Below are 25505 nucleotides of genomic sequence, written 5' to 3' on the forward strand. Positions count from 1 at the left end.
GCGCGCACCTCGCGGCCACCCCGGGCGAGGCTCGTGACTTCCTGGAGATGCGCCCCGGGCGCCGCCACCATCCCCAGGAAACCCCGAGGAACCCTCCAGACAGCCACCCGGCCCGCGTGGGAGCGTGGGACCGTGCCCGCGCCCGCCGCCCCGAGCGTCCTGGTCGTCGACGACGAGGAGAACATCGCCTACCTGGTGTCGTCGGCGCTGCGCCTGGCCGGGATGAGGGTGACCACCGCGGCCGGCGGTGACGAGGCGCTGGAGGCCGCCGCCCGCCTGCACCCCGACGCCGTGGTCCTCGACGTGATGCTCCCCGACCTCGACGGTTTCGAGGTGCTGCGGCGGCTGCGGGCCGGCGGCATCCACGCGCCCGTGCTGTTCCTGACCGCCCGCACCGACACCGCCGACCGGGTGCGCGGGCTCACCAGCGGCGGCGACGACTACATCACCAAGCCCTTCGCCCTCGAGGAGCTGGTGGCCCGGGTGCACGTGGCCCTGCGCCGCGCCGGCACCGCCGCCGCGCCCAGTGCCCGGCACCGCGTCCACGACCTCGAGCTCGACGAGGACCAGCACCGCGTCTGGCGGGGCGAGACCGAGGTGCACCTGACGGCCACCGAGTTCAGCCTGCTGCGGCTGCTGCTGGTCAACGCCGGCCGGGTCGTCACGCGCGCGCAGATCCTCGACCACGTGTGGCAGTACGACTTCGCGGGCGAGACGGCGATCATCGAGTCGTTCGTGTCGACGCTGCGCAAGAAGGTCGACGCCACCGGGCCCAAGCTGGTGCACACGGTCCGGGGCGTGGGCTACACCGTGCGGGAGCCCGGATGACGCTGCGCCGCCGGCTGGTCGTGGCGGTCTCGGTGCTCGCGGTGCTGGCCGTCACCGCCGGGGTGACCGTGGTCCTCATCCAGCGCGCCTACCTGGTGGCCCGTCTCGACACCGAGATCGCGACGCTGGCGGGTAACCCCCGGGCCCTGCTCCTGGCCTCGCAGCGGTCCCCGGACACCGTGTCGGCCGCCGGGCTGGGCGACGTCTACGTCGGCCGGATGACCGCCGACGGGCGGCTGGTCACGGTGCTGGCCCCCGAGAGTGACCCCACGCTGACGCCCGCGCTGGCGGCCGGGGAGACCGTCACCACCCCCGAGGGGCGGCCCGCGCCATCCGGCCACGCCCCGCGGGTGCGCGTCCTCACGGTCCCCCTGCCCAACGGCCGCGCGCAGGCGGTCATCGCGGTGCCCACCACCTCGGCCGACGTCACCACGCGGCGGCTGGCCCTGACGCTGCTGCTCACCGGCCTGGTGGTGGCCGGGTTCGTGGGGCTGCTGCTGTGGTGGGTCGACCGGCTCGGGCTACGGCCCATCGCCGCCATGACCGCCGCGGCCGACGCCGTCACCGCGGGCGACACGTCGCGGCGCGTCCCTCCGGGGCCGCCCGGCACCGAGGCCGCCCGGCTCGGCGAGGCCCTCAACACGATGATCGACCGCTCGGCCGCGACCAACGAGCGGATGCGGCGCTTCGTCGCCGACGCCTCCCACGAGCTGCGCACACCCCTGACCACGCTCGGCGGGTACGCCGCCCTGCACGCCGCCCGGCCGCCGGGCCCCCTCGACGCGGACGGGCGGGCCGAGGTCGACGACGGGATGCGCCGCATCGGCGACGAGGCGGCGCGGATGCGGCGCCTGGTCGACGGGCTGCTCGACCTGGCCGGGCTCGAGTCGCCCGACGCGCTGCGCCGCGAGCCGGTCGACCTCGGGCCCCTGCTGCGCGACGTCGCCTCCGACCTGCGGGTGGTCGCGCCCGACCGCGAGGTCAGCCTCGAGGCGCCGGAGTCCCTCGTGCTGCACGCCGACCGCGACCGCATCACCCAGGCGGTGGTCGGGCTGACGTCGAACGCCGTCCGGCACACCCCGGCCGGGACGCCCGTGGCCCTGCGGCTGGTGCCCGGGGCCGGCGCGGTGCGCATCGAGGTCTCGGACGCCGGCCCCGGCATCCCCCCGGAGCACCTGCGGCACCTGTTCGAGCGCTTCTACCGGGTCGACCGCTCGCGCTCGTCGGGCAGCGGTGGGTCGGGGCTCGGGCTGGCCGTCGTCGACGCCGTGGCCCGCGGGCACGGGGGCTCGGTAGGGGTGGCGTCCGAGGTGGGGCGGGGCTCGACGTTCACCATCACCCTGCCCGCCTGAGCGCGGCGCTCGCCGCCGGCGCGGCGCACCGGGCCGGCCGGTGACCCTGTGGAGGAGTTCCACGGATGTCGTCGCGGCGACGTACGCTCGGGTGTTCGGGGTCGCCGGTACCGGGCCGGCGCCAGGTCCCTGCGAGGAGGTCCGCGATGGCACGTGCCGTCGGCGTCGACCGCCTCGCCGCGCTCACCAACCGCACCCTCGGCGAGCTCTGCGGCACCGTCACGGTCGCGCGCGGGCTGGCCTACGCCAAGGAGGGGCGCGTCGTCGACGTCGAGGTCTCCCCCGACGGCACCGACGCCACCGGCTGGGTCGGCGGCAGCACCGGCCAGACCTACACCACCCAGGTCACGCTGCGCCCCACCGAGGAGACCTCCGTCAGCCGGCCGCTGCGCCGCTGGTACAGCCAGTGCTCGTGCCCGGTCGGCAGCGACTGCAAGCACGCCGTCGCCGTCGCCGTCGCCGTCCGCCAGCGCGAGCCCGCGGTGTCGGACGCCGCCAGGGCGGCCGCCGGCGGCCCACCGCCCCCGCCCACCTGGGAGCAGGCGCTCGGCGGCCTCCTCGACGACGACCGTGCGCTCGACACCACCCCCGTGGGGCTGCTCATCGAGCCCGCCCGGCCCGCCGGCGGCCGCCCGCGCCTGGCCGACGACACCGGCCGGGCCCAGCTGCGGCTGCGCCCGGTGGTGCCCGGCGTGCGCGGCACCTGGATCCGCAGCGGAGTGTCCTGGGAGACGTTCGCCGGCGGCTACTACGGCTTCGGGAAGGTGACCTTCCCCGACGAGCACCGTGACGCCCTCACCGCCGTCGCCGACGCCCACCGCCGCTCGGTGCGCGCGTTCGGGTACGGCCGGATGCCCGACGCCATCCTGCTCGACCATCTCGGGGCGGGGTGGGTCGCCCTGCTGCGCGCCGCCGACCGGGCGGGCGTCCGCCTGCTGGCCGACCTCACCGGCGAGGGCCGCGTCGCGTTCGCCCCCGAGCCGGCCGAGCTCGTCGTCGACATCGACCGCACCGACGACGGCGCCGCCCTGCACCCCCACCTCGACCTGCCCGTCACGCCCGGCACCACCACCCACCTGGTCGGCTCGCCGGCCACCGGGTTCTGGCTGCGTGACGACGACACCCTGGTGCTGGGGGCGCTGGCCGAGCCGCTCGACGCCACCCGTCAGCGCCTCCTCGACCTCGGCACCATCGAGGTCCCCGAGGCCGACTGGGCGCGCTTCACCGTCACCCACCTGCCCGGGCTGCGCCGCAAGGCGCACGTGCGCAGCCTCTCGCCGGGGCTCGACCTGCCCGAGGCGGTCCCGCCGCGCCTCGACCTCACCGTCACCGCCGAGCCCGGGCACCGCACCCACCTGCGCTGGGGCTTCCGCTACGGCGGCCCGTCCGGGGTGCACGTGCCGCTGGGCTCCGACGACCCCGACCCGATGCGCGACCGCGGCGCCGAGCGGCGGCTGGTCGAGGGCCTGCGCGAGGTGCCCGAGGTCGCCGGGTTCGCCGCGCTCTGGCAGGTCGTGGGGCAGCAGCCGCGCCTGGTGCCCGAGACCCGCCTGCACGGCTTCACGACCGTGGGGTTCAGCCACGTGCTGCCGGTGCTCCAGGAGCTGCCCGACCTCGACGTCACCGTCGTGGGCGAGGTCGCCGACTACAGCGAGACCGACGAGGCGCCCCTCATCCAGGTCTCCGCCACCGAGTCGCGCGGGGGTTCGGGCTCCACCGACTGGTTCGACCTCGGCATCTCGGTCACCGTCGGGGGCGAGGACGTGCCCCTGGCGCCGCTCATCGAGGCCTTGGCCCGCCGGCACCCCCACCTCATCCTCGACTCCGGCACCTGGTTCTCACTGGAGCGCCCCGAGCTCGAGTCGCTGCGCCGGCTGGTCGAGGAGGCGCGCTCGCTGCAGGACAAGCCCACTGACCCGCTGCGCATCTCGGCGGTGCACGTCGGGCTGTGGGAGGAGCTCGCGAACCTCGGGGTGGTCGACGAGCAGAGCGAGCGCTGGCAGGCCACCGTGGGCCGGCTGGTCGACGGCACCGGGGTCGAGCCCGCCGAGGTGCCCGCGAGCCTCGACGCCACACTCCGGCCGTACCAGGTCGACGGCTTCCGCTGGCTCTCGCTGCTCTGGGACACCGGGCTCGGCGGGGTGCTGGCCGACGACATGGGCCTGGGCAAGACCGTGCAGATGCTGGCCATGGTGCTGCGGGCCCAGGAGCGCGGCGAGCTCGAGCACCCGGTGCTGGTGGTGGCCCCGACCTCGGTGCTCTCGACCTGGGCCGGCGAGGCCGCCCGGTTCGCGCCCAGCCTGACGACCGCGGTGGTCGAGCGGACCCGCGGCAAGGACGGGCGCTCGCTCGAGGCCGCCATCGCCGGGGCGCAGCTGGTCATCACGTCCTACACCGTGGCGCGCATCGACGAGGCCGCGTGGCGCTCGCGGCCGTGGGCGGCCGTCGTCCTCGACGAAGCGCAGTTCGTGAAGAACCACCAGGCCAAGACCTACCAGGCGGTGCGCCGGCTCAGCGCCCGGGGCAAGTTCGCGATCACCGGCACCCCGCTCGAGAACTCGCTGATGGACCTCTGGTCGCTGCTCTCGATCGTCGCGCCCGGGCTGCACCCGCGACCCGGGGCGTTCAAGGAGCAGTGGGCCAACCCCATCGAGCGCGACGGCGACGGCGAGCGGCTGGCCACGCTGCGCCGCCGCATCCGGCCGCTGATGCTGCGCCGCACCAAGGAGGCGGTGGCCACCGAGCTGCCACCCAAGCAGGAGCAGATCCTCACCGTCGACCTGCACCCGCGCCACCGGGCGGTCTACGACCGGCATCTCCAGCGCGAGCGGCAGCGGCTGCTGGGGCTCATCGACGACCTCGACGGCAACCGGATGGCGGTCCTGCGCGCGCTCACGGCGCTGCGGCAGATGGCGCTCGACCCGGCGCTGGTCGACCCCGAGTACGCGGGGCTGGCGACCTCGGCCAAGGTCGACGCGCTGGTCGAGCACGTGACCGAGCTCGCCGGCGAGGGGCACCGGGCCCTGGTGTTCTCGCAGTTCACCGGCTTCCTGGGCGTCGTCCGCGAGCGGTTGGCGGCCGAGGGCATCGCCTACGAGTACCTCGACGGCCGCACCCGCGACCGCGCCGACCGGATCGCCGCCTTCCGCGACGGCGACGCCCCGGTGTTCCTCATCTCGCTCAAGGCGGGCGGCTTCGGGCTCACCCTCACCGAGGCCGACTACGTGTTCGTGCTCGACCCCTGGTGGAACCCCGCCGCCGAGGCCCAGGCCATCGACCGCGCGCACCGCATCGGGCAGACCCGGCCGGTCAACGTCTACCGGCTGGTGGCGCGCGACACCGTCGAGGAGAAGGTCATCGCGCTGCAGGAGCGCAAGCGCGACCTGTTCGCCCGGGTGGTCGACGAGGGCGCGGCGATGAGCACGGCCCTGACCGCCGACGACCTGCGCGGCCTCCTCTCCGGCTGAACACTCCCGAATGTGTGTGAAGAACATCGGGATGCCGCCGTTCTTCACACACGTTCGGGGCGGTGAGCGAGGGCGTTAGAGGATCAGTCGGAGTGGGTCATGGCCTCGGGGTCGACCCAGCGGTCGTAGTCGGCGTCCGACACCGCGCCCGACGCCACCGCGGCCTCGCGCAGCGTCGAGCCGTCGCGGTGCGCCTGCTTGGCGATGGCCGCCGCCCGGTCGTACCCGATGTGCGGGGCCAGCGCCGTGACGAGCATCAGGTCGGCGTCGAGGTGATCGGCGATGCGCTCGCGGTCGGCCTCGAGCCCCACGACGCAGTGCTCGGTGAACGACCGGCAGGCATCCGCCAGCAGCCGCACCGACTCGAGCACCGCGTGCGCCATCACCGGCGTGAACACGTTGAGCTGGAAGTTGCCCTGCGTCCCCGCGAACCCGACCGTCGCGTCGTTGCCGAACACCCGCGTGACGACCATCGTCATCGCCTCGCTCTGGGTGGGGTTGACCTTCCCCGGCATGATCGAGCTGCCGGGCTCGTTCTCGGGGATGCGCAGCTCGCCGATGCCGGTGCGCGGCCCGGACGCCAGCCAGCGCACGTCGTTGGCCAGCTTCATCAGCCCCCCGGCCAGGGTGCGCAGCGACGACGACACCGCCACCAGCCCGTCGTGCGCCGCGAGCTGCACGAACAGGTTGTCGGCCTGCCGGAACGCCAGGCCGGTCTCGGCCGCGAGGTGATCGGCCACCGCCGGCCCGAACGCCGCGGGGGCGTTGAGCCCGGTGCCCACCGCGGTGCCCCCGATGGCGAGCGCGAGCACCTTCTCACCGGCGTACCGCACGTCGGCCTGCGCCTCGCGCAGCTGCCCGGCCCAGGCGCCGATCTCCTGCCCGAGGGTGACCGGCGTGGCGTCCTGGAGGTGGGTGCGCCCGACCTTCACGACATCGCCCAGCTCGGCCGCCTTGGCGTCGAGGGCCGCGACGAGCCTGTCGACGGCCGGATGCAGCCGCTCGGCCAGCTCGAGCGCCACCGCCACGTGCACCGCCGTGGGGAAGGTGTCGTTGCTCGACTGGCTCCGGTTGACGTGGTCGTTGGGGTGCACCGGGTCCTTCGAGCCGAGCACCCCGCCCAGGATCTCGATGGCGCGGTTGGCCACGACCTCGTTGGCGTTCATGTTCGACTGCGTCCCCGACCCGGTCTGGAACACCACCAGCGGGAAGTGGTCGTCCAGCCCCCCGCGCGCTACCTCGTCGGCCGCCGCGACCACCGCGCGCGCCACGTCATCGGGCAGCAGCCCCAACCCGGCGTTGGCCAGCGCGGCCGACTTCTTCAGCAGTCCGAGACCCCGGATGACAGGCCGCCCCCACACGAAGGTGTCTCGCCCGATGTCGAAGTGCTCGAGGCTGCGCTGGGTCTGGGCCCCCCAGTAGCGGTCGGCCGGCACCTCGACCGCGCCCATGGTGTCGCGTTCGGTGCGGGTCGCGCCGGGCGCCGCACCCGCGGCGTCGGGGGTGGTCGGGGAGGCCGGGTCGTCGTGACGCGTCGTCATCCCTCCACGGTAGGCCCGTCCGCCGGATGCCGAACGGCCCCGTGCGGACCCGTCCACAACGGGCCTCGTTCTGCGACACTGCTCGTCTGCCCTCGCAGCGTCGCGACCCCGGGGAGGTCGTCGCGCCGCCCGTCCCCCGGAAGGAGCGACCGATGACCACGGCCCCCGCGCCCGTCGCCGCCGCTCCCGGGAGCACCGACCCTCCGGACGCGCCGAGCGCCCCGCTGGCCCCCACCCTGTGGGCCACCTCGCGCGAGTGGCGCACCGCGCTCGACCTCGCCGCCACCGCCGTGCGCACCCGCGACCTCACCGGCTGGCCTCCCGGAGACGGCCACCCCGTGCTCGTCATCCCCGGCTTCCTGGCCGGCCCCGAGTCGACGCTCTTCCTGCGCCAGCACCTGCGCCGCCTGGGCTACCGCACCCACGACTGGCGACAGGGCCGCAACCTCGGGGCCAGCGCCGCCCTGGCCGCCGACCTCGAGGAGCTGCTCCTCGAGCTGTACGACCGCTACGGGCGCCGGGTCAGCGTCGTCGGCTGGAGCGCCGGCGGCATCTACGCCCGCGAGCTGGCGCGCGCGCTGCCGCACTACACGCGCTCGGTCATCACGCTGGGCAGCCCGTTCGCCGGCCACCCGGCCTCGACCCGCGCCTGGGCCATGTACCGGCTGCTCAACCGGGGCCAGTACACCGGCGAGCTCTTCACCCAGGAGGCCATCGCGGCCCGGGCCGGCGCCCTGGAGGTGCCGACGACCAGCATCTACTCGCGCGACGACGGCATCGTGGCCTGGCAGTGCTGTGTGGCCGAGGAGGCGCCGCAGACCGAGAACATCGAGGTCGGCGCCACCCACCTGGGGTACGGCCACCACCTCGAGACGCTCCGGGTGCTGTGCGACCGGCTGGCCCAGCCCGAGGGCGCCTGGGCGCCCTGGCAGGCGCCCGCCCCCATCCCCGCGGACGCCCACGAACAGGCCGGATGACCGCGTGGCGCACGCGCGCTGGGCCTCCCCCCTGGATGCGGTCTTCCTCGTGGCGGAGTCGCCCGAGACCCTGATGCACGTCGGGGCGCTGCTGCACTTCAGCCACCCCGAGGGCGAGGAGGACACCTTCCTGCGCGACCTCGCGGCCGACCTCCGGTCCGCCCCGGTGCACCCCCCGTGGTCGCTGCGCCTGCAGACCCGGCGCCTGATGCGCCAGCCGGTGCACCGCTTCGTCGAGGACGCCCGCGTCGACATGGGCTACCACGTGCGGCACTCGGCCCTCCCGGCCCCGGGCGGCGAGCGCGAGCTCGGCATCCTGGTCTCCCGGCTGCACTCGAACCAGATCGACTTCCGCCGCCCGCCCTGGGAGATCCACCTCATCGAGGGCGTGGGGCCAGGGCGGTTCGCGGTCTACGTGAAGATCCACCACAGCCTGGTCGACGGCTTCACCGCCATGCGCTTCCTCCAGCGGGGCCTCGCCGCCACGCCCGACGACCGCAGCCACCCGCACTTCTTCAGCCTCGACCGCCGCCCGCGCACCGAGGAGACCCGCCCCGAGCCGGTGGGCGACGTCGCCTCCATCCTGCGCAGTGTGTCGTCCGCGCTCACGTCCCTGCCCGCGGTCGCCCGGACGCTGGCCGAGACCCAGCTGCGCCGCGGCCAGACCTCGACGCGGGCTGTCACCTCGTACCAGGCGCCGATGTCGGTGCTCAACGGCCGCACTGGCCGTTCGCGCCGCTTCGCGACCCAGCAGTACGACCTCGAGCGGCTGCGCGCGGTGGCCCGGACCCGTGGCGTGACCCTCAACGACGTGCTGATGGCGATCTGCGCGGGCGGGCTGCGGCGCTTCCTGGGCGAGCTCGACGAGCTGCCCGACCGCCCGCTCATCGGCTTCATCCCGGTGAACGTGCGGGCCGCGTCGAGCGACGGTGGCGGCAACTACGTCGGCGCGACCCTGGTCTCGCTCGCCACCGACATCGACGACCCGGTGGCCCGGCTGGCCGCCATCGCCTCGTCGTCACGGGCGGCCAAGGCCCGGATGCGCGGGATGGACGGGGACGCGGTGATCGCCTACAGCGCCATGCTGCTGGCGCCCGCCGGGCTGCAGATCACCCGGGCCATGAGCGGCCTGCCGCTGCCCGGGCCGCTGACCCTGAACGTCTGCATCTCGAACGTGCCCGGCCCGACCAAGCACCTCTACTGGCGCGGGGCCCGGCTCGAGGCCGCCTTCCCGGTCTCGATCCCGGGGCACTCGATGGCGCTGAACATCACGGCCCAGTCCTACGCCGGCACCCTCGACATCGGCTTCATCGGCGACCGCGAGGCGCTGCCACACCTGCAGCACCTGGCGGTGCACACCGGCGAGGCGCTGGCCGAGCTCGAGGCCGCACGCCCCTGACCGGTGGCCGGCGGCTCAGGCCTCGACCTCGGCGCGGTCCTTCGACCACTCGGTGTGGAAGGTGCCCTCGCGGTCGACGCGCTCGTAGGTGTGCGCCCCGAAGTAGTCGCGCAGCCCCTGCACCAGGGCGGCCGGCAGGCGCTCGGCCCGCAGCGCGTCGACGTAGGCGAGCACCGCCGAGAAGACCGGCGCCGGTGTCCCGGAGGCCACCGCCGCGGTGACGACCCGGCGCAGCGCCGGCAGCCGGTCGGCCACGGCGGCCGCGAACGTGGGCGTGGCGAGCAGGCTCGGGGCGTCGGGGTGCTCCTCGACCGCCTGGGTGATGTCGCCGAGCAGTCGGGCCCGGATGATGCAGCCGTCGCGCCAGATCCGCGAGAGGTCGGCCGGGTCGATGTCCCAGTCGTTCTCGCGCGAGCCCTCGCGGACCATGTCGAGCCCCTGGGCGTACGAGACGACCTTGGCCGCGTAGAGGGCGGCGCGCAGGTCGTCGACGGAGAGGTCGACGGCGGCGGCATCCGAGCCCCCCTCGTCCCCGTCGTCCACGGGCTCGAGGGCCTCGCGGACCGCGGCGCGGCGCTCGGTGTCGCCGGAGACCGCGCGCGCCATCGTGGCCTCGGCGATGCCGGTGACCGGCACCCCGAGGTCGAGGGCGGTCTGCACGGTCCAGCGCCCGGTGCCCTTCTGCTCGGCGGCGTCGCGCACGACGTCGACGAACGGGCGCCCGGTGTCGGCATCGGTGTGCGCCAGCACCTCGGCGGTGATCTGCACCAGGTAGGACTCCAGCTCGGTGTCGTTCCACGCGCGGAAGGTGTCGGCGACGGCATCCACGGGGAGACCCAGCGGCCCGCGCAGCAGGTCGTAGGTCTCGGCGATGAGCTGCATGTCGGAGTACTCGATGCCGTTGTGCACCATCTTCACGAAGTGGCCCGAGCCGTCGGGGCCGATGAGGGTGCAGCACGGCTCGTCGTCGACGTGGGCCGAGATGATCTCGAGGAAGGGACCCAGCTCGCCGTAGGTGTCGGCGTCGCAGCCCGGCATGATCGACGGTCCCTCGAGCGCGCCGACCTCGCCGCCCGAGACCCCGACCCCGGCGAAGCGGATGCCCTTGTCGGCCAGCGCGGCGTGGCGGCGCACGGTGTCGCGCCAGTGCGCGTTGCCGGCGTCGGCCACGATGTCGCCCTCGTCGAGCAGCGGCACGAGCTCGTCGAGCACGGCGTCGGTCGCCTCGCCGGCCTTGACCATCACGATGATGCGGCGGGGCCGCTCGAGTGCGGCCACGAGCTCCTCGGCGGTGCGGGCCAGGGTGAAGTCGCCCTCGTGGCCGAACTCCTCGACCAGCGCCTCGGCCCTGCTGGTCGTGCGGTTGTGCACGGCGACGCGGAAGCCGTTGCGGGCCAGGTTGCGCGCGAGGTTGCGGCCCATGACGGCGAGCCCGGTCACGGCCACCTGCGCCGTCCCCTGCTGGTGGCGGTCGGTGGCGGGGGTCGCGGTGGTGGGGGTGCTCGCGGACACGTGCTCTCCTGTCGTCGCTGCTCGGATGCCGTCGTCGGGGCCAACGCCGGGGCCCCCCGCGGCAGTCCCGGGCTGTCGAACGTTGGGGCCGGGCCGCGGGGGCTCGCGACGGGTTGGGCACCGGAACCTTCGGGTTCGCACCCCCACCGTTGCGGGCCGGGGTGAAGGTTCCCGCAGGGGGCGAAAAAGTTGGGCTCAGAGGCGGGCGAGGACGGCGCGGCCGCGCGCCAGCAGCTCGTCGCGCCGGCCCTGGTCCATCCCGTCCCACGAGCGCGTCGCCATCCGGGCCCGCACGTTGCCCTCGAACACCTCGCGGTGGTCGGCGACGAAGGTCCAGTAGAGGGCGTCCCAGTCGTCACGCCACTCCCCGGTGCCGAAGTCCGTCATCTTCCTGAGGTAGTTGCTGCCCGAGACGTAGGGCTTGGTCGTGATGCCGGTGCCGGCGGCGAACTGCGACATCGCGTACACGTTGGGCACCATGACCCAGTCGTAGGCGTCGACGAAGAACGCCATGAACCACGCGTAGACCTCGTCGGGGTCGGTGCGCAGCAGGCACATCGCGTTGCCCAGCACCATGAGGCGCTCGATGTGGTGGGCGTACCCGCGCTCCAGCGCCCCCCGCACGACGTGGTCGACGGGGTCGAGGCCGGTGGTGGCGTCCCACCAGCCCGGCGCCAGCGACCGGGTGTGCCCCAGGTGGTTCGCCGTGCGCATCCGCCGCCCGTAGAGGTGGTAGGTGGCCCGCATGTACTCGCGCCAGCCGATGAGCTGACGCACGAACCCCTCGAGCGAGGGCAGGTCGACGTCGTGCTCCTCGGCCGCGGCCAGCACGGTCTCGAGCACCTCGCGGGGGTCCAGCAGCCCGCAGTTCAGGGCCGGGCTGATGGCCGCGTGGAAGACGAACGGATGCGCAGTGGCGACGGCGTCCTCGTAGGGCCCGAACTGCGAGAGCCGCTCGTCGACGAACTCCCGCAGCCGGGCCCGGGCCTGCTGGTGCGTCACCGGCCAGTCGAAGGTGTCGGCCCGGCCGGGCGCGTCGGGGAACGCCTCGCCCACCCAGGCCACGGCCTCGTCGACCTCGGGCCGCCGCTCGAGCGGGCGGCGCGACGGCACCCGGTGCCCCTTCGGCAGCTTCTTGCGGTTCTCGGGGTCGTAGGACCACTGGCCGCCCACCGGCCGGTCGTGCTCGGGGCCCTCGACGAGCACGTCGAACCGGCACCGCTGCCACTGGTAGAAGGACTGCATCCGGGCCCGGTGCTCCCCGAACCACGCGGCCAGCTCGGGCCGGGTGCAGAAGAAGTTCGGTGTCTCGTCGACGTCCTCGGGCGCGAGCTCGACCCCGGCGGCGGCCAGGGCGGCCCGGGTGTCGCGCAGCAGCCAGTCGTCGACCACGTCGTACAGCCGCACCTCGGCCGGCGCGAGCGCCGCCACCAGGGCGGTCAGCCGTTCGCCGGTGGGCGCGGCGGCGTCGGTCTCGACGACGTCGACCGCGAAGCCCGCCTCCCGCAGCCGCGCCGCGAACAGGCGCATCGAGGCCCGGTGCAGCACCAGCTTCTGCGCGTGCACGGGCTGGAGGCGGAACAGCAGGTCGTCCTCGACCAGCACGAACCGGGTCCCGGCGGGCTCGTCGAGCAGCGCCTCGAACAGCTGGTGGGGGAAGACCAGGCGCAGCCGCGGGCCGCTCACGCCGCGCCCAGGTCGCCGAGCACCACGCCGGCCACCCGGTGCCCCGAGACCAGCGCCCCCTGGATGCTGGCGGTGTCGCGGTGGTCGCCCGCCACGTAGACCCCGGCCGCGACGCGAGCGGGCGAGGTGACCCGCAGCGGGGCCGGCTGGGCGGGCAGGGCGTCGAAGACGTCGTCGCGGCGGATGGTGCGCCAGGCGGTGGTCGGGCGGCCGAACACCTCGGCGGCCTGGCGGCGCACGTCGTCCTCGGAGGGGTCGGCGCCGTCGCCCAGTAGCGTGGTGACCTGCACCAGGTGCTCGCCCGGCGGGGCGTAGGACGGGACGGCGTTGCTGACGACGGCCGCGTTGACCATCGGCCCGCGCCGCCGCCCGTCGACCACGACGAGGTCGGAGTCGGTCGGGGCCTCGGGGGCCGCGAACCACCAGGTCCGCAGGCCCCGCGTCTGCGGCGCGGGCACGTCGACGAGCCCGGCGACGGCCTCCGGCCCGACCGCCACGACGACCGCACGCGCCGTCAGGCTCGTCCCGTCGAGGCACTCCACACCGGGCTCGGCCCCGGCCCGGACGCCCACCACCCCGGCCGAGAGCCGCACCTCTGGGGCCTGCGCGCGGCGGGTCATCCGGTCGGCCATCCAGGCCGGCAGGGCCCCGATGCCGCGGGCCGGCAGCCCCGGCACGCCGAGCGCGAACATCCGCACCAGCAGTCGCACGTACGCCTCGGAGGTCTCGCCCCGGTCCTCGGCCACGACGCCGGCCAGGAACGGCTCGAGCACCTCGTGGCGCAGCGGCCCGGTGACGCCGGCCGCATCGAGCCCCTCGCGCACGGCGCGGTCGGGCCCGCTGATGACGGCACGCGGGCGGGCGAGGGCAGGGGCGGCCCAGCGGGCCAGGGCCCCCAGCTCGCGGGGACGCAGCAGCCCGCTGCGCAGCGTGGCCGGCACCCCCGCGGGCGAGCGCAGCGGATGGGTCAGCGCGACCAGGCCCCGGGCGCGCCGCACCAGCAGCCCGGCCCCGAAGGGCCGCAGCGCCAGGTCGTCGACGTCGACCCAGCGCTGGACGGCCGGGTAGACGGGGTTGAGCACCTGGAAGCCGCGGTCCAGCAGGAAGCCGTTGACCTCGTCGGTGCGCTGGCGACCCCCCACGACCTCGTCGCGCTCGAGCAGGATGACCCGCCGCCCGGCCTCGGCCAGCCGGTCGGCGCACCGCAGCCCCGCGAGCCCGGCCCCGACGACGACGACGTCCGCATCCACGCTGGCACCGTAGTACGCGGGTGTCGGACGCCGGTGCGCCGACCGCAGCCGCCGTCTAGGGTTGGGCTGCCTCGTCTCCGCGTCGCGTCGTGCCGATGGTTGAATCGAGGACGCCGGACCGACCGGCGTCCGGACGACGTACAGCGTGAGATCGGGATGAGGCGACGAGGCGGACCGTGGCATGAGCACCGAGCCCGACACCGTGTCCCTCGACGCCCTGCGCGGGGGTGAGCACTCCGCCCTCCTGCTCGACGACGTCGACGCCCTGCTCGAGGACGTCATCGGCCAGCTCCGCGGCATCCTCGTCGAGGTCGGCGACCTGCCGCCCTGCGGCTCGCCCGGCCCTCTCGGCCTCGACCTGGTCGGCGAGCTCGCGGCCCGCGTGCGCCACCACGGCAAGCGGCTGCGCCCCATCCTGGCCGGCTGGGGCTGGGAGGTCGCCGGGGGCGGCCCCGGGTCGCGCGAGGCGCTGGTGCGGGTCGCCGCGGCCCTCGAGCTGCTCCAGCTGTTCGCGCTGGTGCAGGACGACGTCATGGACCGCTCCGCCGAGCGGCGCGGCCGCCCGAGCCTGCACGTCGTGGCGGCCGAACGGCACCGGGCCAGCGCCGGGCTGGGCGACCCCGCCCTGTTCGGCGACAGCGTGGCGGTCCTGGTGGCCGACCTCGCCCTCAGCGAGGCCACCCTGCTGGCGGCCGAGGCCGGGCCCGACCTGGCGCGGGCCTGGCGCCGGATGGCCACCGAGCTCGTCGAGGGCCAGCTGCTCGACGTCACCCACACCGCGGGCCGGCGCCGCGACCTCGCGGCCTCCCGCCGCATCGCGCGCCTGAAGAGCGGCCGCTACACCATCACCCGCCCCCTCGAGCTCGGCGCGCTCGTGGGCGGCGCCGAGCCGGGGCTGGTCCATCGCCTGATGACCTGGGGCGACCTCGTCGGCGACGCCTTCGCGCTGCGCGATGACATCCTCGGCGTCTGGGGCGACCCGGCCGTCACCGGCAAGCCCGCCGGCGACGACCTGCGCTCGGGCAAGCCCACCGTGCTGCTGGTCTGGGCCGAGGAGATGCTGCCCGAGTCGGGCCTGTCGCTGCTGGCCGCCTGCGACGAAGGGGCGCTCGACGACACCGGGGTCCACGCCCTGCAGCGGGCCATGGAGCGCGCCGGCGTGCTGGCCCGCGCCGAGGAGAGCGTCGACGACCTCGTCCAGCGCTCGCACGAGGCGCTCGAGGACCTCGGCGCCGACCGCGGCACCGCCGAGTCGCTGCGGGCCGTCGCGCACGCCGTCGCCTGGCGGACCCGATGAGGGTCGTCGTCGTCGGCGCGGGCCTGTCGGGGCTCGCCGCCGCCTGCCACCTCACCGCGGCCGGGCACGACGTCACCGTGCTCGAGCGCGAGGACATCGTCGGTGGCCGCGCGGGGCTGCTCCACCTCGGCGGTTTCCGGTTCGAGACCGGCCCGGTCGTGATGACGATGCCCGAGCTGGTGCACGCGCCCATCCGGGCCGTGGGCGGCGACCCCGAGCGCCTGGTGCCGATGCACCGCCTCGACCCCGCCTACCGCGCCCGCTACGCCGACGGCTCCGAGCTCTCGGTGCGGGCCGACATGGCGGACCTGCGCGAGGAGGTGCGCCGGCTCTCGGGTGAGCGCGACGCCGCCGGGTTCGACCGCTTCCTCGACTGGCTCGAGCAGATGTACCAGGTCGAGTTCGACACCTTCATCGACCACAACTTCGACAGCCCGCTCGACCTGCTGCAGCACCCGCTCACGGCCGCGAAGCTGCTGCGGCTCGGCGGCCTCGGGGCGCTCGGCCCCAAGGTGGCCTCGTTCTTCGACGACGAGCGGCTGCACCGCATCTTCGGGTTCCAGGCGCTGTACGCCGGGGTGGCCCCGGCCGCCGCCCGCGCCGTGTTCGCCGTCATCACCTACATGGACACCGTGCGCGGGGTGTTCCACCCCGAGGGCGGGATGAACGCGGTGCCGGTGGGGATGGCGACCGCGCTCACCGAGGCCGGCGCGACCCTGCACCTCGGGGTCGAGGTGGCCGAGGTGCTGCGCCGCGGCGACGGCGCCGTGGCCGGGGTCGCCACCGCCGACGGCACCCGCATCGCCGCCGACGCCGTGGTCTGCACCGTCGACCTGCCGGTGGTCTACGAACGGCTCCTGCCCGGGGTCACCGCGCCCCGGGTCGTGCGGCGCGGCTCGTTCTCGCCGTCGGCCGTCGTGTGGCACGTCGGGGTGCGCGGGGTGCCGGGGCCCGGGGTCGCCCACCACAACATCCACTTCGGGCACGAGTGGGACACCGCCTTCGAGGCCCTCATCGACCGCGGCGAGCTGATGCCCGACCCCAGCCGCCTGGTCACCGTCCCCACCGTCTCGGACCCCACGGCCGCGCCCGAGGGCTGCTCGACGCTGTACGTGCTCGAGCCGGTGCCGCACACCGGCTCCGGGATCGACTGGGCGCGCGAGGCGGGGCCGATGCGCGAGCGCCTGCACGCGTTCCTCGGGACCAACGGCTACCCCACCGACGTGGTGCAGGAGCGCCTCGTGACCCCCGACGACTGGGCCGCGCAGGGGATGCACCTGGGCACGCCGTTCGCGCTGGCGCACACCTTCACCCAGTCGGGGCCGTTCCGGGCGTCGAACATCGACCGGCGCGTGCCGGGGCTGGTGTTCGCCGGCTCGGGCACCACGCCCGGTGTGGGCATCCCGATGGTCCTGATCAGCGGCAAGCTCGCGGCCGAGCGCGTCGACGCCTACGCCGGGCGCGCCCGCCCGGCGCGCCGGGTGACCCCCGCCGTGGCGCGATGAGCGATCCCGCCCTGCTGGCGCGCGGCTACGCCGAGTGCGCCGACGTCACCCGGCGCTACGGCACCACCTACTGGTGGGGCGCCCGGCTGCTGCCGGCCGCGCGCCGCCGCCACGTGCACGCGATCTACACCCTGGCCCGCCGGGCCGACGACATCGTCGACCTCGCGGGGCCCGAGCCGGGCGCGGCCACCGGGGCCGCGCTCGACGCGTTCGAGGCCTCCTTCTGGTCGGCGCTGGCCGACGGCGGCTCCACCGACCCGGTGATGGCGGCCGTGGCCGAGACCGTGCGGGCCTGCGGCATCCCCGACGAGTGCTTCGCGCGCTTCTTCGGCGCCATGCGCACCGACCTCAGCCGCACCACGTACGAGACCTGGGACGACCTGCTCGGCTACATGGACGGCAGCGCCGCGGTCATCGGCGAGATGATGCTGCCGGTGCTCGAGCCCGGCGCCGACGCCCGCACCCCGGCCCGTGCCCTGGGCCTGGCCTTCCAGCTGACCAACTTCCTGCGCGACGTCGGCGAGGACCTCGACCGCGGCCGGGTCTACGTCCCCCAGGAGGACCTGCGCCGCTTCGGGGCCGACCCGTGGGCGCGCCGGGTCACCCCCGAGTGGCGGGCCCTGATGGCGTTCGAGGTCGCGCGCAACCGGCGGCTCTACCGCGAGGCCGACGAGGGCATCCCCACCCTGCCGCCGGCCTCGCGCCGCTGCGTGGCCACCGCGCGCGTCCTCTACGCCCGCATCCTCGAGCGGATCGAGGCCGCCGACGCCGACGTCTTCTCCGCCCGGCGGCGCGTCCCCACCCGCGAGAAGCTGGCGCTGTCGGCCCGGATGGTGACGGCCCGCGAGCCGATGCGCCTCGTGCGCGCCGACCGCGCCGCGGCGGCCCCCGCGCTGGGCTGGGTGGCCGACCAGCCCGTCGTGCTCGTCGACGACGCCGGCCGGGCCCTCGGCACCGCCCCCAAGTCGCAGGTGCACCACGACGACACCCCGCTGCACCTGGCCTTCTCCTGCTACGTGCTCGACCCCGCCGGGCGTCTGCTGGTCACCACCCGCGCGGCCAGCAAGCCCAGCTTCCCCGGGGTCGTGACCAACACCGTGTGCGGGCACCCGCTGCCGGGCGAGGACCTCGAGGACGCCGTGCGGCGCCGCGCCCGCGACGAGCTGGGCGTCGAGGTCGGCGAGCTGCGCCTCGTGCTGCCGCGCTTCCGGTACCGCGCCGCGATGGGGCAGGTCGTCGAGCACGAGCTGTGCCCGGTGTTCGTGGCGCGGGTCGAGGATGCGGCCCTGGCGCCCGACCCGGCCGAGGTCGACGACGCCGCGTGGGTGCCGTGGGGCGAGTTCAGCGCCGACGTGCTGGCCGGGCGGCGCGCCGTCTCGCCGTGGTGCGCCGAGCAGGTGCCGCTGCTGGCGGCCCTCGGCCCCGACCCGCTCGCGTGGCCCACGGCCGGGCGCGCCGAGCTCCCGGAGGCGGCGCGGGCCGTGCCGGCCGGGATGGTCTGAGCGGTGGACCGCTACCAGTACCTGCTGCTCATGGCGGGGTGCCTCCTCATCACCCTTCCCCTGGAGCTCGTCCTCCGGGCGCGCGTCTACCGCCGCCCGGTGCGGCTGCTGGTGGCGCTGCTGCCGGTGGTCGCGCTGTTCGTGGCCTGGGACGTCCTGGGCATCGAGCGCGGGCACTGGACCTACAGCGCGCGGTACACCACCGGCATCCTGCTGCCGCTGCGGGTGCCGCTCGAGGAGCTGGTGTTCTTCGTCGTCATCCCGATCTGCGGGCTGCTGACCTACGAGGCCGTGGGCACCATGCTCGGGCTGCTGCGCCGCCGCGCGCCGCGGCGGGAGGGCCGCGATGCCTGAGTACACGGCGCTGGCCGTGCTGTCGGTGCTGCTCACGGTGGCGGTCGAGGTGTTCTGGCTGCGCACCGGGCTGTTCGGTCGCCTCCAGTACTGGCTGTCGATGGCGATCGTGTTCGCCTTCCAGGTGCTGGTCGACGGCTGGCTCACCAAGCTCTCGGCGCCGGTCGTCATCTACGACGAGTCGCAGACGGTCGGTGTGCGCTTCCCCTGGGACATCCCCGTCGAGGACTACCTCTTCGGGTTCAGCATGGTGACCCTCACGATCCTGCTCTGGGTCCGCTGGGGTCGACGACACGAGGAGGTGGCGGGATGACCGGCCGCGAGTGGGTGCTGGCCGACGCGTTCGACCGCGCCGCCCCGACGTACGACGCGATGGTCGCCCTGTCGCCGGGCTACCACGACCAGCTGCGCACGGCGGCCGAGGCGCTGGTGGCCCGGATGCCGTCGGGCGCGGGGTCGGCGCGGGTGCTCGACCTCGGCTGCGGGTCGGGCGCCTCGACCCAGGCCCTGCTCGACGCGTGGGCCGCGGCCGGGCGCTCGCCGGCCGGGCTGTCCGCCACCGGCGTCGACGCCTCCGAGGGGATGGTGGCGCAGGCCCGGGCCAAGGCCTGGCGCCCGGGCGTCGAGCTGGTGGTCGCCGATGCCGTGGCCTACCTGCGCGAGCAGCCCGACGCCTCGGTCGACGGGGTGCTCGGGGCCTACCTGCTGCGCAACGTACCCGACCGCGGGGCCCTGGTGGCCGAGGTGGCGCGGGTGCTGCGGCCCGGCGGCGCGTTCGTCATCCACGACTACTCGGTGGCCGGCAGCGCTGTGGCACAGGCGATCTGGGCCGCGGTGTGCCACGGCATCATCATCCCGCTGGCCGTGGTCAAGCGCTCCGACGTGCCGCTGCACCGCTACCTCTACACCAGCGTGCGCGACTTCGACTCGGTGGCGCGGATCTGCCGGCGGCTCCAGGAGGTGGGGCTCGTCGACGTCCGGCACCGCACGTACCCCGGGTGGCAGAGTGGCGTCGTGCACACCGTCGTGGGGAGCTCGCCGTCGTGACGCCCCCGCCCTGGATGCCGTGGCCCGGGACGCCGCGGTTCGTGCCGGGGCGCGACCGGCGGGCCGTCTTCCACCCGCCGCCGGCTCCGGCGACCCAGGACGGGCCCGCGGAGCAGCGGCACGTGGTGGTGGTCGGGGGCGGCATCGCCGGGCTCACGGCGGCCCTGGGCCTGGCCGAGCGCGGGGTGCGGGTCACCCTGCTCGAGCGCGGCGAGCGCCTCGGCGGGCGGGTGGCCTCGTGGCCGGTGACGCTGCCCGACGGCAGCCCCTCGCAGATGAGCCGCGGCTTCCATGCGTTCTTCCGGCAGTACTACAACCTGCGTGCGGTGCTGCGGCGCACCGACCCCACCCTGGCCCGGCTGCGGCCGCTGGCCGACTACCCGCTGGTGCGCGAGGGCGGGGCGTCCGACTCGTTCGCCGGCATCCCCCGCACGCCCCCGCTGAACCTGGCCGCCTTCGTGGCGCGCAGCCCCAGCTTCGGCCTCGCCGGGCTGCGCGGCGTCGACGTCGAGCAGGCCCTGGGGATGCTCGACGTCGACTTCCCGGCGACGTTCGCGGCGCTCGACGGGGTGAGCGCGGCCGAGGTGCTCGACCGGCTGCACTTCCCCGAGGAGGCGCGGCACCTGGCCCTGGAGGTCTTCGCCCGCAGCTTCTTCGCGGCGCCCGAGGAGTTCTCGGGGGCCGAGCTGCTGGCGATGCTCCACCTGTACTTCGTGGGGTCGGCCGAGGGGCTGCTGTTCGACGTGCCGCGCGACGACTACGACACGACGCTGTGGGGGCCGCTGGGCCGGCACCTGCACGGGCTCGGGGTCGAGGTGGCCGTGGGGCGCGAGGTCACGGCGGTGCTCGAGAGCGCCGGCGGGAGGCTGGCGGTGCACCACCGCGCGGCCGCGGGGGGCGACCCGGGGCGCGGGGTCGACGCCGACGCCGTGGTGCTGGCGCTCGACCCGGTCGGGCTGCGCGAGGTGGTGGCGGGCTCACCGCGGCTGGGTGGCACCGACGACGCCGGGCTCGGCTGGCGCGAGCGGGTGGCCGGGGTGCGGTCGGCGCCGGCCTTCGCGGTGTGGCGGCTCTGGCTCGACGGGCGGGTGGGCGCCGACCGGCCGCCGTTCCTGGGCACCAGCGGCTACGGGCCGCTCGACAACGTCTCGGTGCTGGAGCGGTTCGAGGACCACGCGGCGGCCTGGGCCGACGCCCACCACGGGTCGGTCGTCGAGCTGCACGCCTACGCGGTGCCCGACGGCACGACCGAGGACGACCTGCGGGCGCGGCTGCTCGACGCGCTGCACCGGGTCTACCCCGAGACGGCCGCCCTCACGGCGGTGCACGACGAGTGGCTGGTCGAGCGTGACTGCGTGCTCGTCGGGCTCGAGCCGTGGGCGTCCCGGCCCGGCGTGGTCACGCCCGACCCGCGGCTGGTGCTCGCCGGCGACGCGGTGCGCTGCGACCTGCCGGTGGCCCTGATGGAGCGCGCCGCGACCACCGGCTGGCTCGCGGCCGACGCCCTGCTCACCGGGTGGGGCCTGCCCGGGCACGGCGTGTGGTCGGTGCCCACCGGCCCCCGGCTCGGGCGCCTGCCCGCGCTGGCGCGCCACGGCATCCGCCGCTACCGGGCCGCCCGCCCCGCCTGACCCCCCGGCAACTTTTTCGCCCCCTGCGGGAACCTTCACCCTCGCACCGCTTCGGTAGAGGTGCGACCCCCAAGGTCCCGGTGCCTACCCCTCCCCGAGGATGCCGGCCAGCCGCTCGACCTCCCGCGCGATCGCGGCGTCGGGCCTCGGCCGGTCGTCGAGCCAGGCCACCGTGACCTCGTCCCCGCGCCGGGTCCAGGTCCCCCGCACCACGCCGCCCTCGAGCACCGGGTTGGCCTTGCGGGTCATCGCCTCGCGCCGCGCCGGGGGCACGACGTGCTCGTCCCCGGTCCCCGGCCCCATCACCCAGGCATCGTGCCCCGGCAGCAGGCGCACGGCATCCGACGGCTCGGTCGCCAGCAGGTCGTCCACGTCGTCGCGCAGCAGGAGTGCGGGCGTGCCCTCGACGTCGACCTCGACCACGCGGTCGGCCAGCCCGGCCAGCCAGCCGTGGATGCGCCGGGTCCCGGCGCTGAGCCCGTCGGCCAGCCAGTGGTGGAGGTTCTCGCGGGGAGCGGGGCCGTAGGCGCGCAGGTACGCCTCGACCGCCCGCGGCCCGGCCTCCTCCAGCGGCGGGATGCCGCGCCAGTGCGGGTTCGTGTCGAGGCGCCGGAACGTCGGCCGCCCGTCACGGGGCGCGCCGAACCCCATGTCGCCCTGCCAGGTGAGCGGCTTCACCAGGGTGCCGGCGCCCGCGTCGAACACCGGCAGCAGGTGCCGGTACTCGGGGTGCGCCGCCAGCGCCTCGCCCAGCTCGCCGACCGTCAGCGGGCCGGCGGTCAGCGCCTCGCGCACGGCCGCGCGGAAGTCGGGCCAGGCGTGCGGCGTCAGCCCGTAGTACTCGACCCAGCTGGTGCGCTCCCACTGGCGCCCGGCCGCACGCAGGGCGAGGTACATCCCGCCGTCCTCGGCCGAGAGGTAGTGCACCGCGCCCCGGAAGGCGAACACCTTCACGACGGCCCCGGCCGCCAGCGCTGCCGCCAGCTCGCCGGGGCGCGACCTGGTGCAGCGGGTCCGCACCGCCAGCTCGGCCAGGGACTCGTCCATCGAGGGAACCGCTCCCAGCCGGCGCACCACGTCGGCCGCCGACGCGGACCCCACCGGGTCGAGCAGCTGCCGCCCGAGCCGCCACGCCAGCGCCCGCTCCCACGCGACGGACACCTCGGCGGCTGCGCTCATCCCGCCACCCTGGCACGGGCTGCGGACGGAACGCGTCCGGATTGCGCTCGTCAGCGGGCGGCCGGCGCCTTCGGCTCGCGCAGGATCGAGGTCATCCGCTTGCCGCGCGCGAGCTCGTCGACGAGCTTGTCCATCCAGCGGATCTGCTGCATCAGCGGGTCCTGGATCTCCTCGACGCGGATGCCGCAGACGACGCCGGTGATGAGGCCGGTGTTCGGGTTCATCGCCGGCGCCTGCGCGAAGAACGTCTGCAGGTCGGTGCCGTCGGCCAGCACCCGCTCGAGACCCTCCTGGTCGTACCCGGTGAGCCACCGGAGGACCTCGTCGACCTCCGCCCGGGTGTGCCCTTGCGCTCGACCTTGGCCACGTAGAGCGCGTGGATGTCGGCGAGGCTCGTGGTGAAGATGCGGTGTCCGGCCATGCCGCCAGGGTAGGAGCCCCGCCCGCGTCCGGCCAGTGCCGCGTCAGCCGACGGCGCCCCGCCGCAGCGCGTAGCGCCGCTCGGCGTACATCAGGTCGTCGGCCCACAGCTGCACGGCCGAGGCCCGCATCCCCACCTTCACCAGCGACGCCACCCGCCGGGCGACCCCGAAGCCGACCCGGTCGGAGGTCGCGACGATCGCCTCGGTCATCACGGTGCGGGCGGGATGGGCGCCGGGTGCGGTCAGCGGCGTCGCGTGCGTCTCGACGACGCTGCCGGTGCCCTCGCCGCCGGTGATGGTCATGACGATGGTGTGCGAGTCGGGGCAGGTGAACTCGGCCCGCACCGGCACCGCGAAGGTGCGCCCCAGCCGGTAGGCGACGTCCAGCACGAGCCGGTCGTCGCTGGAGGCGGCGTCGTCGACCCGCAGATCGCTGAAGGCGTAGGGATGCAGCCACGCGCCGTGCCAGGGGTCGAGGCGGTTGGCCACGATGTCGCGCGGCTCGCAGGTGGCGGCCAGCGAGATCACCGACGCGATGGCGCCGTCCGGGGCGGGACGGGCGGCCAGGACGGGCCGGTCGGTGGGCTCGGCACCCTCCTCGACCGGGCCGAGGCGCACCCAGACCAGCACGCCGTCGTCGTACGCGGCATAGGTGGCCCAGGGCGGCTCGGAGTCGCGGCCCAGCGGCATCCCGTGCCAGCGGCACAGCACCGTGCCGTCGACCACGTCGCAGTCGTGCAGGCGCGCCCCGAGGTGCGGGCAGGCGCCGGGCCCGGCGAGGAGCGCGCCCCCGGCATCCCGCCAGAGCACGACCTCGCGGCCGGCGACGGTGCGCACCACCGAGCGCCGGGCCGGGACCTCGCCCGAGGCGCCGGCCACCAGCCAGCCGTGGGTGGGGCGGCGCTGCGCCGCGGCCAGGGCGGCGTCGATCCGGGCGGGCCGGGCCTCGCGCCAGGTCCCGCGCAGGTGGTCGGGCGTGGTCTGCGGGAGGTAGCGGACCGGCACCCGGCCGCGGACCTCCGCGCGCCAGGAGCGGTCGGTCCGGAGGAGGCTCACGCCCGCCACGCTAGTCCCGCCCCGCCCGGGGCGGCGACCCCGCCACCACGAGGTTCGACGGTGCGCCACCATGGGCTCGTGGACCTTCCCTCGCTCGCCCTCGGCAGTCTGCGCATCCAGGCCACCGGCCCGCTCGGCCCCGAGCACGCGTGGGCGCGCTACACCGAGCCGCGGCGCTGGTCGGAGTGGGCGCCGCAGATCCGCGAGGTCGACTACCCGCACGCCGTCATCCGCCCCGGCAGCACCGGTCGGGTCACGGGGCCGGCGGGAGTGGTGGCGGTCTTCCGCATCGACGCCGTCGACCACGAGGCGCGGGTCTGGGCCTGGAGCGTGCGGTCGGGGCCGTTGCGGCTGCGCTTCGAGCACGGGGTCGAGGCCGCCGGTGGGGGGAGCACGGGATGGGCGCGGGTGCACTCGCTGTGGCCTGTCGTGGTGGCCTACGCGCCGATCGCCCGCTGGGCCCTCGGACGGCTCGTGGCGGACGAGCGCCCCCGATGAGGCGGATCTCGCCAGGACCCGCTACGCTCGTAACCAGTTGTTGAGCTTTCCGTTGTGACGTAGTAGCAGCATGGCCCCGCCGGGGCCCGAGGCACTTTCCGATCAGAGGTACGCAGCAAGCATCACCAACGCCGGGCGACTCCGACACGCGGAGCGCCCACCCGGAAAGAAGGCCAACATGGCTACTGGCACCGTGAAGTGGTTCAACGCCGAGAAGGGCTTCGGCTTCATCGCCCCCGACGACGGCTCCGCCGACGTCTTCGCCCACTACTCGGCCATCAACTCCAGCGGGTACCGCTCGCTCGACGAGAACGCCAAGGTCGAGTACGAGACCCAGCAGGGCCCCAAGGGTCCCCAGGCCGCGAACATCACCGTTCTCTGACCTGAGCCCCACCGCGCCCTCGGGCGCACCCCATGACCGCCGTCCGGCCTCGCCGGGCGGCGGTCGTGCGTCCCGCCTCCCGGAGCCCTCCCGGCTTTTCGGGGTGACCCCGAAAAGTGCACCGGACAAGACCTGGCAGCCGGGGTCCCGTGCAGGAGCTCTTGTCTCGGGCCTCAGGCGCCGGCGGGCTCAGGCTCGGGCGCGACGGTGAGCACGATGCCGGCCCGCGCCGCCCGCCGGATGCCGACGCGCGAGGTCACCGCGTCGACCAGGTCCGAGAAGCGCGCCGGCAGCCCGTACTTGGCGACCATCGCCGCTCGGACAGCCGCCACCCCGGCGGCATCCCGTACCACGACGCCCTCGCCGCGGTAGGTCGGCGCCCCCTCGGCCACCCGCCCACGCATGTCGCACGCGCGCAGCTCCACGCGCGACGTGTGCCCCAGCCGCTTGGTCTTGCCCGTCCGGTCCACGGTGATGACGACCAGGCGCTCCGAGCCGTCGCCCGCCGGCGCGACCCACACCGGCGTCGCGACGGGGGTGCCGTCGCGCCGGAAGGTCGTCAGCTGCACGTACTTCGCGGCGGCCAGGGGGTGGAGGAGGGCGTCCATGTCCCCAGGCTA

Annotated in this window: 21 protein-coding genes and 1 pseudogene; 14 read left to right on the top strand and 8 right to left on the bottom strand. The window is 75.4% G+C overall.

Translation table 11 applies throughout. The features are described 5' to 3' along the window. The first annotated feature begins 132 nt into the window (after nucleotides 1-132). The 3 genes from ATL31_RS13175 to ATL31_RS13185 all read left to right on the top strand — a co-directional run bounded on the left by ATL31_RS13175 (nucleotide 133) and on the right by ATL31_RS13185 (nucleotide 5647). On the top strand, nucleotides 133-828 hold the full coding sequence (locus ATL31_RS13175) for a response regulator transcription factor (protein WP_245862436.1): 696 nt from the start codon (nucleotides 133-135) through the stop codon (nucleotides 826-828). Beyond that, nucleotides 825-2180 (top strand): sensor histidine kinase, encoded by a 1356-nt coding sequence (locus ATL31_RS13180; protein ID WP_101396173.1) that lies wholly within the window; start codon nucleotides 825-827, stop codon nucleotides 2178-2180. Before ATL31_RS13175 ends, ATL31_RS13180 begins: the two co-directional genes overlap by 4 nt. A 146-nt stretch (nucleotides 2181-2326) precedes the next feature. Further along, nucleotides 2327-5647: a DEAD/DEAH box helicase gene (locus tag ATL31_RS13185; RefSeq protein ID WP_101396174.1), complete on the top strand. Its 3321-nt coding sequence runs from the start codon at nucleotides 2327-2329 to the stop codon at nucleotides 5645-5647. An 83-nt stretch (nucleotides 5648-5730) separates the two neighbouring features. On the opposite strand, the gene fumC is transcribed toward ATL31_RS13185, so the two are convergent. Then, complete coding sequence (fumC, locus tag ATL31_RS13190) at nucleotides 5731-7188, bottom strand: class II fumarate hydratase (protein ID WP_101396175.1); 1458 nt, start codon at nucleotides 7186-7188, stop codon at nucleotides 5731-5733. Between the two features lie 152 nt (nucleotides 7189-7340). Between fumC and ATL31_RS13195 the strand changes: the two genes are divergently transcribed. Together ATL31_RS13195 and ATL31_RS13200 are read left to right on the top strand one after the other, a co-directional pair. Further along, on the top strand, nucleotides 7341-8165 hold the full coding sequence (locus tag ATL31_RS13195; RefSeq protein WP_101396176.1) for an esterase/lipase family protein: 825 nt from the start codon (nucleotides 7341-7343) through the stop codon (nucleotides 8163-8165). 4 nt (nucleotides 8166-8169) lie between these two features. After that, entirely contained in the window at nucleotides 8170-9564 is a 1395-nt protein-coding gene (locus ATL31_RS13200; protein ID WP_101396177.1) for a WS/DGAT/MGAT family O-acyltransferase, read from the top strand. Nucleotides 9565-9579: 15 nt separating this feature from the next. Here ATL31_RS13200 and gndA read toward each other — a convergent pair whose 3' ends face one another. The 3 genes from gndA to ATL31_RS13215 all read right to left on the bottom strand — a co-directional run bounded on the left by gndA (nucleotide 9580) and on the right by ATL31_RS13215 (nucleotide 14012). Further along, nucleotides 9580-11076 carry an NADP-dependent phosphogluconate dehydrogenase gene (gene gndA, locus ATL31_RS13205; protein ID WP_281256269.1) on the bottom strand — a complete coding sequence of 499 codons (1497 nt, stop codon included), beginning with the start codon at nucleotides 11074-11076 and terminating at the stop codon, nucleotides 9580-9582. A gap of 195 nt (nucleotides 11077-11271) precedes the next feature. Further along, nucleotides 11272-12762, bottom strand: coding sequence for a cryptochrome/photolyase family protein (locus tag ATL31_RS13210; protein ID WP_101396178.1), 1491 nt, complete (start codon nucleotides 12760-12762; stop codon nucleotides 11272-11274). Continuing rightward, on the bottom strand, nucleotides 12759-14012 hold the full coding sequence (locus tag ATL31_RS13215; protein ID WP_245862438.1) for an NAD(P)/FAD-dependent oxidoreductase: 1254 nt from the start codon (nucleotides 14010-14012) through the stop codon (nucleotides 12759-12761). Before ATL31_RS13215 ends, ATL31_RS13210 begins: the two co-directional genes overlap by 4 nt. Nucleotides 14013-14193: 181 nt before the next feature. Between ATL31_RS13215 and ATL31_RS13220 the strand changes: the two genes are divergently transcribed. Genes ATL31_RS13220 through ATL31_RS13250 form a run of 7 tightly spaced genes read left to right on the top strand, consistent with a single transcriptional unit; the run spans nucleotide 14194 to nucleotide 21348 of the window. Beyond that, on the top strand, nucleotides 14194-15309 hold the full coding sequence (locus ATL31_RS13220; RefSeq protein WP_101396180.1) for a polyprenyl synthetase family protein: 1116 nt from the start codon (nucleotides 14194-14196) through the stop codon (nucleotides 15307-15309). Continuing rightward, nucleotides 15306-16814, top strand: a complete 1509-nt coding sequence (gene crtI / locus ATL31_RS13225) for a phytoene desaturase family protein (RefSeq protein WP_101396181.1) — start codon at nucleotides 15306-15308, stop codon at nucleotides 16812-16814. Before ATL31_RS13220 ends, crtI begins: the two co-directional genes overlap by 4 nt. Then, complete coding sequence (gene idi / locus ATL31_RS17150; RefSeq protein ID WP_101396182.1) at nucleotides 16811-18316, top strand: isopentenyl-diphosphate Delta-isomerase; 1506 nt, start codon at nucleotides 16811-16813, stop codon at nucleotides 18314-18316. The genes crtI and idi overlap by 4 nt, the downstream gene beginning before the upstream one ends. 3 nt (nucleotides 18317-18319) lie before the next feature. Then, the gene (locus ATL31_RS13235; protein WP_101396183.1) at nucleotides 18320-18670 is read left to right on the top strand and encodes a lycopene cyclase domain-containing protein; all 351 of its coding nucleotides are present in this window, start codon (nucleotides 18320-18322) and stop codon (nucleotides 18668-18670) included. After that, nucleotides 18663-18983, top strand: coding sequence for a lycopene cyclase domain-containing protein (locus ATL31_RS13240; RefSeq protein ID WP_101396184.1), 321 nt, complete (start codon nucleotides 18663-18665; stop codon nucleotides 18981-18983). The genes ATL31_RS13235 and ATL31_RS13240 overlap by 8 nt, the downstream gene beginning before the upstream one ends. Further along, nucleotides 18980-19717, top strand: a complete 738-nt coding sequence (locus ATL31_RS13245; RefSeq protein ID WP_101396185.1) for a class I SAM-dependent methyltransferase — start codon at nucleotides 18980-18982, stop codon at nucleotides 19715-19717. The genes ATL31_RS13240 and ATL31_RS13245 overlap by 4 nt, the downstream gene beginning before the upstream one ends. After that, on the top strand, nucleotides 19714-21348 hold the full coding sequence (locus ATL31_RS13250; protein WP_342749475.1) for an FAD-dependent oxidoreductase: 1635 nt from the start codon (nucleotides 19714-19716) through the stop codon (nucleotides 21346-21348). Before ATL31_RS13245 ends, ATL31_RS13250 begins: the two co-directional genes overlap by 4 nt. A gap of 84 nt (nucleotides 21349-21432) precedes the next feature. Here the strand turns inward: ATL31_RS13250 and ATL31_RS13255 are convergent, their stop codons facing one another. The 3 genes and pseudogenes from ATL31_RS13255 to ATL31_RS13265 form a co-directional block, all read right to left on the bottom strand. After that, nucleotides 21433-22527 carry a DNA glycosylase AlkZ-like family protein gene (locus tag ATL31_RS13255; protein ID WP_101396186.1) on the bottom strand — a complete coding sequence of 365 codons (1095 nt, stop codon included), beginning with the start codon at nucleotides 22525-22527 and terminating at the stop codon, nucleotides 21433-21435. A 50-nt stretch (nucleotides 22528-22577) separates the two neighbouring features. Further along, a pseudogene (locus tag ATL31_RS13260) lies at nucleotides 22578-22948 on the bottom strand (DUF2200 domain-containing protein). 43 nt (nucleotides 22949-22991) lie between these two features. Continuing rightward, nucleotides 22992-24005 carry a DUF5914 domain-containing protein gene (locus ATL31_RS13265; RefSeq protein WP_211284036.1) on the bottom strand — a complete coding sequence of 338 codons (1014 nt, stop codon included), beginning with the start codon at nucleotides 24003-24005 and terminating at the stop codon, nucleotides 22992-22994. A gap of 78 nt (nucleotides 24006-24083) precedes the next feature. On the opposite strand from ATL31_RS13265, the gene ATL31_RS13270 reads away from it, so the two are divergent. Both ATL31_RS13270 and ATL31_RS13275 read left to right on the top strand, forming a co-directional pair. Beyond that, nucleotides 24084-24503, top strand: coding sequence for an SRPBCC family protein (locus ATL31_RS13270; RefSeq protein ID WP_211284037.1), 420 nt, complete (start codon nucleotides 24084-24086; stop codon nucleotides 24501-24503). A gap of 178 nt (nucleotides 24504-24681) precedes the next feature. Next, complete coding sequence (locus tag ATL31_RS13275; RefSeq protein WP_055810113.1) at nucleotides 24682-24885, top strand: cold-shock protein; 204 nt, start codon at nucleotides 24682-24684, stop codon at nucleotides 24883-24885. A gap of 173 nt (nucleotides 24886-25058) precedes the next feature. Here the strand turns inward: ATL31_RS13275 and ATL31_RS13280 are convergent, their stop codons facing one another. Further along, nucleotides 25059-25493, bottom strand: a complete 435-nt coding sequence (locus ATL31_RS13280; protein ID WP_101396188.1) for a PPOX class F420-dependent oxidoreductase — start codon at nucleotides 25491-25493, stop codon at nucleotides 25059-25061. Nucleotides 25494-25505: the final 12 nt, after the last annotated feature.

This window comes from Phycicoccus duodecadis, from assembly GCF_002846495.1.
GTDB lineage: Bacteria > Actinomycetota > Actinomycetes > Actinomycetales > Dermatophilaceae > Phycicoccus > Phycicoccus duodecadis.